The sequence below is a fragment of the Phenylobacterium sp. genome, assembly GCF_044372605.1.
In the GTDB taxonomy this organism is placed as follows: domain Bacteria; phylum Pseudomonadota; class Alphaproteobacteria; order Caulobacterales; family Caulobacteraceae; genus Phenylobacterium.
On sequence record NZ_JBILRO010000144.1, the window covers coordinates 1 to 8680 of the forward strand.

8 protein-coding genes are annotated in these 8680 nt (G+C 64.9%); all 8 read right to left on the reverse strand.

Translation table 11 applies throughout. The features are described from left to right. Positions 1–166 precede the first annotated feature (166 nt). Positions 167–379, reverse strand: a complete 213-nt coding sequence (locus ACIQ42_RS12055; RefSeq protein ID WP_397422435.1) for a hypothetical protein — start codon at positions 377–379, stop codon at positions 167–169. Positions 380–502: 123 nt separating this feature from the next. After that, positions 503–832, reverse strand: coding sequence for a hypothetical protein (locus ACIQ42_RS12060; protein WP_397422436.1), 330 nt, complete (start codon positions 830–832; stop codon positions 503–505). A 77-nt stretch (positions 833–909) separates the two neighbouring features. Next, entirely contained in the window at positions 910–3618 is a 2709-nt protein-coding gene (gene metH / locus ACIQ42_RS12065) for a methionine synthase (RefSeq protein WP_397422437.1), read from the reverse strand. Positions 3619–3738: 120 nt separating this feature from the next. After that, positions 3739–4296, reverse strand: coding sequence for a pyridoxamine 5'-phosphate oxidase family protein (locus tag ACIQ42_RS12070; RefSeq protein WP_397422438.1), 558 nt, complete (start codon positions 4294–4296; stop codon positions 3739–3741). After that, on the reverse strand, positions 4296–5357 hold the full coding sequence (locus ACIQ42_RS12075; RefSeq protein WP_397422439.1) for a homocysteine S-methyltransferase family protein: 1062 nt from the start codon (positions 5355–5357) through the stop codon (positions 4296–4298). The genes ACIQ42_RS12070 and ACIQ42_RS12075 overlap by 1 nt, the downstream gene beginning before the upstream one ends. Further along, a complete protein-coding gene (gene metF, locus ACIQ42_RS12080) occupies positions 5354–6283 on the reverse strand; it encodes a methylenetetrahydrofolate reductase [NAD(P)H] (RefSeq protein WP_397422440.1) in 930 nt (309 codons plus the stop codon). Before metF ends, ACIQ42_RS12075 begins: the two co-directional genes overlap by 4 nt. Further along, positions 6280–7251, reverse strand: a complete 972-nt coding sequence (locus ACIQ42_RS12085; protein ID WP_397422441.1) for an ArsR/SmtB family transcription factor — start codon at positions 7249–7251, stop codon at positions 6280–6282. Before ACIQ42_RS12085 ends, metF begins: the two co-directional genes overlap by 4 nt. Before the next feature lie 133 nt (positions 7252–7384). Next, on the reverse strand, positions 7385–8581 hold the full coding sequence (locus tag ACIQ42_RS12090) for a calcium-binding protein (protein WP_397422442.1): 1197 nt from the start codon (positions 8579–8581) through the stop codon (positions 7385–7387). Positions 8582–8680 lie beyond the last annotated feature (99 nt).

The window sequence follows — 8680 nt, forward strand, 5'->3', positions numbered from 1 at the left end:
CGGGTTGCGTACCCCCCGGCCTTCATCGCGCGCAAGCGGTCGATGACCCGCTCCGGATCATAGGCCTTCGACCAGGAACAGGCGCTGCAGGCAATGAGTAGGCGACAGCCGGGATAGCGCCGGAAATCGCCCATCGCCTGGGTTCCGTCATGCGGGATCAGGCGCATCAGCCGTGCGGCTCACCGGAATAGAAGTCCGGCTCACGGGTGAAGTGGTAGGCTGCGGTCGTCAGGGCTTTGTCGACCGCGTCGAGGATCAGGTAGTCCGGATGGAAGGGCCGGCAGCGGCCCTTGAGATCCAGCAGCGCCCGGCGAAAGGGCCGCAGGGCCTCAAACGCCGCCCGGGGATCGGTGATGCCGCGATAGTTGATCTTGACCATGAAGTGCTCCGCCTGTGGATCGGAACAAAAACAGAACATTATGGGTTTGGCGAGTCCTTCACGGCTGTGGCGCACAGAAATTTTCGGAAACCTGGCGAGTTGCCCCGAGGCGAAATCAGCGGCTCAGCCGCCGCTCTCATCGACGACGATCGCCACGGTCTTGCCACGCGACAGCGGCTCCCATCCCGCCGTAATGGCCGAGGCGATGGCGCGGGCGACCAGCTCCGGGGCGATCTGGGAGGGTTGGAGATGCGGCGCGCCGAATTTTGGCTGTTTGCCGGGCGGAAACTCCACCACGGCCTCGCGCTGGCCCTCGGCGTGACGCACGGCCAGCGCCATACCTCGCCACTCCGCCGCGTCGCTGGACCACTGCGGCCGGCGCTGAATGCGCCAGACATAGGCCTCACCGTCGACGGAGATCTCTTGCTCCGGGTTCTGTTTGTGCTTGGCCATGGGAGTGAGTTAGCGCGACTGGCCCGGCAGGGCCAGCCACAGCATCGGGCGCGTGTCTCCTCGACGACGCAATCCCGCTACACCCCGTAGCTCAGGATCGGCGCCAGCCACCGCTCGGCCTCGGCGACGGTCCAGCCCTTGCGGCGGGCATAGTCCTCAACCTGGTCCTTCTCGATCCGGCCGACGCCGAAATAGTGGCTCTCCGGATGGGCGAAATAGAGGCCCGAGACCGCCGCAGGCGGGGTCATCGCAAAGCTTTCGGTAAGCGCCATGCCCGCCGCGCCTGGCGCGTCCAGCAGGTCAAACAAGGTCGCCTTTTCCGTGTGGTCGGGCTGGGCGGGATAGCCGGGGGCCGGGCGGATGCCGCGGTATTTTTCCTCGAGCAGCTGTGTCAGGTCGAAAGGCTCTTCGGAGGCGTAGCCCCAAAGTTCGGTGCGCACCTTGCGGTGCATTGCCTCGGCGAAAGCTTCCGCGAGACGGTCGGCCAGGGCCGTCGCCAGGATGGCGGAATAGTCGTCGCCAGCGTCCTTGAACTGTCTGGCCAGCTCCAGCTCGCCGTGGCCGGCTGTGACGGCGAAGCCGCCCACATAGTCGGCAGGACCGCCGATCGGGGCCACAAAGTCGGACATGGCCACATTGGCCTGGCCCTCGCCGGTCTTGACCATCTGCTGGCGCAGGGTGTGCAGGCGCGCGCGCTCGGTCGTACGGGCCTCGTCGGCGTAGAGCACAATGTCGTCGCCGTCAGCCTGGGCGGGCCAGAAGCCCACCACGCCGCGGGCCTCGAGCAGGCCCTCCTGCAGGATGCGGTCCAGCATGCGCTGGGCATCGGCGAACAGGTCGGTGGCGGCGGCGCCCACCACCTCGTCCTCCAGGATTTGCGGGTACCTGCCGATCAGCTCCCAGCTGGCGAAGAACGGCGTCCAGTCGATGTAGCGGCGCAGTTCCGGCAGGTCGTAAGGCGCGAAGGTACGTGTACCCAGGAAGCTGGGCTTCGGCGGGATATAACCGGCCCAGTCAGGTTTGAAGGCGTTGGCGCGGGCTTCAGCCAGCGTGGCGCGCGCGCGGGTGCCCTGCCCGCGCTCGAACTGGGCGCGGACCTTCTCGTAGTCGTCAGCCGTAGCCGCCAGGAACTTCGACTTCTCCGTGGGCGACAGCAGGTTGGACACCACGCCTACCGCCCGGCTGGCGTCCAGCACATAGGTGGTGGAGCCGGAGGGGTACTTCGGCGCGATCTTCACGGCTGTGTGGGTTTTCGAGGTCGTCGCCCCGCCGATCAGCAGCGGGATGGTCATGCCGCGCCGCTCCATCTCGGCGGCCACATAGGTCATCTCATCCAGTGACGGGGTGATCAGGCCGCTGAGTCCTACGATGTCGACGTTGTGCGCCTTGGCCTCGTCCAGGATCCGGTCCAGCGGCACCATCACGCCCAGGTCGATGACCTCGTAGTTATTGCACTGCAGGACCACGCCCACGATGTTCTTGCCGATATCGTGGACGTCGCCCTTGACGGTCGCCATCAGAATGCGGCCAGCCTGTTCGCGGGGCTTGCCGGCCTTCTCGGCCTCCATGAAGGGTTCCAGCCAGGCCACGGCCTGCTTCATAACCCGCGCCGACTTCACCACCTGGGGCAAGAACATCTTGCCCGCGCCGAACAGGTCGCCGACCACGTTCATTCCCGTCATCAACGGGCCTTCGATCACGTGCAGCGGGCGTTCCGACGCCAGCCGGGATTCCTCGGTGTCGACCTCGATGAACTCGGTGATGCCGTGGACCAGGGCATGCGTGATCCGCTGTCCGACGTCGCCTTCACGCCAGGCCAGATCCGGACCCTTGGCCTCGGATTTACCGCCCTTGTACTTCGGGGCCAGCTCCACCAGCCGCTCGGTGTTGGAGAGTTTGGGGTCACGCTGCGGGCGGTTGAGGATCACATCCTCGACCGCGACCTTCAACTCCTCTGGAATATTGTCATAGACCGGCAGGTCCCCGGCGTTGACGATGCCCATGTCCATGCCGGCGGCGATGGCGTGGTACAGAAAGACGCCATGAATCGCGCGCCGAACCGGCTCGTTACCCCGGAAACTGAAGCTGACGTTGGAGACCCCGCCGGAGATGCGGGCGTGCGGGCAGGACGCCTTGATCCGGCGCGTCGCTTCAATGAAATCAACCGCATAGTTGTTATGCTCGTCGATGCCCGTGGCGACGGCGAAGATGTTGGGGTCGAAAATGATGTCTTCCGGCGGGAAGTCGAGTTTGTCGCGCAAAAGATTATAAGCGCGGGTACAAATCTCGACCTTGCGATCGGCGGTATCGGCCTGTCCGACCTCGTCGAACGCCATCACCACCACGGCGGCGCCGTAGCGCAGGCAGGCCAGCGCCTGTTCGATGAACTTCGCCTCGCCCTCCTTCATGGAGATCGAATTGACGATGGTCTTGCCCTGGACGCACTTCAGACCCGCCTCGATCACCTCCCATTTGGATGAGTCAATCATCACCGGCACCCGGGCGATATCCGGCTCGGCGGCGATCAGGTTGAGGAACGTTTTCATGGCGTGGACGGAGTCCAGCAGACCCTCGTCCATGTTCACGTCGATGATCTGTGCGCCGGCGTCCACCTGCTGACGCGCGACGCTGAGCGCCTCGGGATAGTCCCCGTCGGCGATCAGTTTCCGGAATTTGGCCGAACCGGTGACATTGGTCCGTTCGCCGACGTTTACGAAGGTGGGGCGCATTCTTTGAAGACCTGTCATCCCGGTCAAGGCGCACAGCGCCGTAGAACCGGGACCCATTTGCTCAGAGGTGAAGGGAGAGGTGAACTCGTTCGGGCGGTGCGTTTCCGGTGACGTCGGCGGTTTTGGGTCCCGGTCTTCGCGTTCCGCGAAACCGGGATGACATGATGAGATACAAGGTCAATCAGCTCCTGGCCGCTCAAGGGCCGGCAGCCCATCGATCGAGACGGCATTGGCCTCATAGCGACGCTTGGCCCACTCATCGAAGGGCCGATGGTCGACATGGCGGCGCAGTTGCTCGCGCTCACCCTTGTAGTCGTAGAAGGGAACGCCCCAGCCGCAGCTGTCGGAGATGCGGGTGACCGTGACCACAACAATGGCCCGCGCCCGGTCGAACGTCGGGAACAGGGCCTTGAGCTCAGCAAATCCGGGGTCTTCGAACGCTACAGCCCGGCCTTGCCCATAGAGGCGTAGGATATTTGCCGGGCCCTCAAAGGTGCAGAACATCAGGGTGATGCGCCCGTTCTCGCGCACATGCGCCAGCGTCTCCGCCCCGGAGCCGCCGAGGTCCAGCCAGGCGACGGTGTGATCATCGATCAGTACGAGGCTGTCATAGCCCTTCGGCGACACATTGACCGAGCCTTCGCCAGAAAGGGGCGCTGTCGCGACGAAGAACATCTTCTGCGCGCGAATAAAGGCGGCCAGCGCCTCGTCGATCTGCGGGTAGGTCTTGCTCATCAGGCCAGCTCGAACGGTTCCAGACCCGCCAGCCGCATGGCGGTCGGCCGTTCCGGAATCTGCCGCGGCTTCATACCCCGAACCTCGTCGGCCACGTGGCGGATATGGTCCGGCGTGGTGCCGCAGCATCCGCCCAGGATGTTGACGATCCCGTCCTTGGCCCAGTCATGCAGCTGATGGCCGGTCTGGTCGGGGCTTTCGTCGTACTCGCCCATGGCGTTGGGAAGGCCCGCGTTGGGATAGGCCGAGACCAGGGTGTCGGCGATCCGCGACAGCTCGGCGATGTGCGGTCGCATCAGGTCAGCGCCCAGGGCGCAGTTCAGCCCGATGGCAAACGGCTTGGCATGGCGCACCGAGTTCCAGAACGCCTCGACCGTCTGGCCCGACAGCGTACGGCCCGAGCGGTCGGTGATGGTGCCGGAAATCCAGATCGGCAGGCGTTCATAGCCCTCGTCCTCCAGATCCAGGATCGCCTTCAGCGCGGCCTTGCAGTTCAGCGTGTCAGTGATGGTCTCCACCAGATAGAGATCTACGCCCCCATCGTGCAGCGCCAGCACCTGCTCGCGATAGGCCGCATAGACCTGGTCGAAGGTCACCTTGCGGGCGCCGGGGTCGTTCACGTCCGAGCTCATGGACAGCATCACCGGTAGCGGGCCGATGGAGCCGGCGACAAAGCGCGGCTTGTCCGGTTCCCTCGCCGTCCAGCGGTCGGCGACCTCCCGGGCGATCCGGGCGGCGGCCAGGTTGATGTCGCGCACCGCCGCTTCCTGGGCGTACTCGCCCTGGCCGATCGAGGTAGAGGAAAACGTATTGGTCTCGGAGATGTCAGCGCCGGCCGCGTAGTACTGGTCGTGCAGGTCCGACACGATGTCCGGGCGGGTCAGGCAGAGGATATCGTTGTTGCCCTTCATCTGGCCCGGATGGTCCAGGAAGCGGTCGCCGCGATAATCGGCCTCGGTCAGACCGCGCTTCTGGAACATGACGCCCCAGGAGCCGTCGAGGATCAGCACACGCTCTTTTGCGGCGGCCTTCAGTGCCTTGATACGGTCCTGGCGGGTCATGCCGCAGCTTCCTTGGGTTCGAGAGGGGTCTCGCGCACGCCCAGCACCCGGCAAATCGCATAGGTCAGGTCGGCGCGGTTCAGGGTGTAGAAATGGAAGTCCGAGAAGCCTTCCTCGGCCAGGCGCGCGCACATCTCGGCGGCGACAGAGGCGGCGACCAGTTTGCGGGTCTCGGGATCCTCGTCCAGACCCTCAAACAGATTGGCCAGCCAGCCCGGCAGGCTCACGCCGATCCTTTGCGACATATTAGCCAGGCCCGCGTAGCTGGAGACCGGCATGATTCCCGGCAGGATCGGGATCGTGACCCCGGCCTTGCGGATGCGCTCGATGAACCGAAGGTAGCCGTCGATATCGAAGAAGAAGTTGGAAATCGCCCGGGTCGCACCGGCATCGACCTTGGCTTTCAGCACCTCGATGTCGTGATCCACCGAAGGGCTCTCCGGGTGAATCTGTGGATAGACCCCGACACTGACTTCGAAGGGCGCGATCTCGCGGATGCCGGCAGTCAGTTCCGTGGCGTTCTGATAGCCGTCTGCGCGCGGGACATAGGCGCCGCCAAGCGATCCCGGCGGATCTCCACGCAAGGCCACGATATGTCGGATGCCCGCGGCCCAGTAGTCACGCACCACCTCGTCGACCTCGGCGCGCGAGGCCTCGACACAGGTCAGGTGGGCGGCCGGGCGCAGGGTGGTCTCCTTCAGCATCCGAACCACCGTGCGATGGGTGCGTTCCCGCGTCGAACCGCCGGCGCCATAGGTCACGGAGACAAACGAGGGATTGAGCGGTTCAAGCCGCCGGATCGCCTCCCAGAGCGCCTCCTCCGACTTCGGGCCCTTGGGCGGCGAGAATTCGAACGAGATGTTTGGGCGCGGTCCCCCGCCGGCCCCCGCGCGCGCGACAGGTCCCAGAGCCGTGGGAGGGGTCATGCGGCGATCCTTTGTTCCAGGGGCAACCGGGCTGCGGCCCAGATTTTGACGGTTAGGCCATCCGGCTTGTCCGGCGGCAGATCGGCAAGCGCGCGGTGTGGCAATCCGGCCTCCGTCAGCCAACGGGCCATTTCCTCATCGGAGAACCCAAGCCTGCGGTGCTGATGCTGTTCCCGCAGGAACTCGTGAGCGTGCGGTGCAAAGTCGACGATGATCAGCCGGCCATCGGGGGCCACAAGCCGCGCGGCTTCACGGACCGCCGCCGAGGGATCGCCCAGATAGTGCAGGACCTGATGGACGACGACCAGATCGGCGGTCTGATCCGGCAGGCGGGTATCCAGGATGTCACCGTGGCGTAGTTCCACATTGGCAAGCCCTGCTTCCGAGGTATTGCGACGGGCGATGTTCAGCATCTGCTGCGACAGGTCGAGGCCCAGGGCCTGGGCGGCGCGAGGCCCCAGTAGCGTCAGCATCCGGCCCGTACCGGAACCCAGGTCAACCAACCGCCGGATTCGTCGCTCACCCGACACGCGAAGAATGACGTCTTCGACAGCGGCGTCGGAGACGTAGAGGGATCTGATTTCATCCCAGTGCGTGGCGTGCTCGGCGAAATAGCTTTGCGCGGCGGCCGCACGCTCGCCCTGGACAACGTCGAGCCGGCCCTGGTCTCTCGCCAGCACCGCATCCTGCGGATCAAGATGCTGCAGAACCTGATCGATCATCGCCCGTGGTCGCCCGGAGCCCGCCAACCGATAGAACACCCACGCGCCATCCGGGAATCGCTCAACCAGCCCAGCCTCGGCCAGAAGCTTGAGGTGGCGCGAGACGCGCGGCTGGCTCTGGTCCAGGACACGGCAAAGCTCGAGCACCGCAAGTTCTTCGCGCGCCAGCAGCGCAAGGATGCGCAATCGGGAGGATTCACCCGCCGCCCGCAGCACCTCCACGATCTGTCCAGACGCCAGTTTCATCGTGACATAAAGATATCTTTATATGAATATTTCGTCAAGGGTTAGGCGCACGCGCCCGGTCCCGTTCGACGCCCAAACCTAACGCCGACTGCCTAAGAAGCGTTGAATCCTGCGTCTGCCTGGAGCGTGCCGATCAGCCGACCGTGATCCAGCCGTTGGGCAAGCTCGCCAATTGCACGTTCTGCAGGATCATCTGATTTCCCGCACCCATGTCGATCACGGTGTCGGCGCCAACCTGGCTGAGCGTGTAAATGGTGCCGGGATCAAGCCGCACCCGATCGCCCTCTGCGATGTTGAAGTCCGTCACCCGATCGGTCCCCGTCTCGGCAAACGAGATGAAGGTGTCGGCGCCCAACCCGCCGCTCAGCATGTCCGAGCCGCGGTCGCCGGCGATGGTGTCATTGCCGTCATCGCCGCGCACGACGTCGTCACCCTGACCGCCGCGCACCAGATCATCGCCGGTGCCGCCGCCCAGAGTGTCGTTGCCGAGGTTGCCGTAGACGATGTCGTCGCCACCCTCGCCGAATACTGTGTCATCGTCCTTGCCGCCGACCGCCCAATCCGTGCCCGCGCCGCCAAGGATGAAGTCGTTGCCCATATTGCCGTTGATGTCGTCGAAACCGGACCCGCCGTTGATCGTGTCGGCGCCATCATCGCCGCGCAGATAGTTGCGCCCGTCGCCGCCGTTGATCACATCATTATCGGCCCCGCCGAACAGCTGGTCGTCGCCCTCGACACCGGCCAGGGTGTCATTGCCTGGCCCACCGTTGACGGTGTCATCTCCGGCGCCCGCAGAATAGCTGTCCACGCCATCGGCCAGTGTCCTCAGATCATTCCCCGAAGATCCGAATTCCTGCAGGCCAGAGGGCGCCGACCCCAGAGTACCCGTGGTGATGTTGAAGGACTGGATGTCGGCCCGGTTTGTATTCACCAAACGCACAGCCTGGCCGGTGCGAGGCGCGAAGACGATCACATCTGTGTTCAGTTGCACGACCACGTACTCGGCGCTCACCGACAGATAGAGATCCTGCGCGGTCGTGTAGGCCTGATCATAGTCGTCGGCGCTGGTGCTGCGAAAGTTGCCAAACGCCAGGGCGTTGGCCCCGCTGAACAGCAGCCGGTCGGCCGGGCTCCAACCCGAGATCGCATCCAGCAACTCCGGCTTGTTGCCCAGCGCGCTCGCCGCCGAGCTGTCGCTCGACCCGATCACGTAGAGATCAAAACCGGCCCCGCCGGTCATGGAATCAGCCCCCAGCCCGCCCGTTATGGTGTCGGGCTCAGCCCCGCCCGTCAGCGTGTCAGCTGCACTTGTTCCAGTGATGACAGGCATCGAAGCTCCTCAGCGTTCAGGCGAGAGGCTGACGGCAGAGGCGCGCCGGGTCAATCCGCGCGTGCGGCCCTGGCGTCAGGCGCCGAAGATCCATCCTGG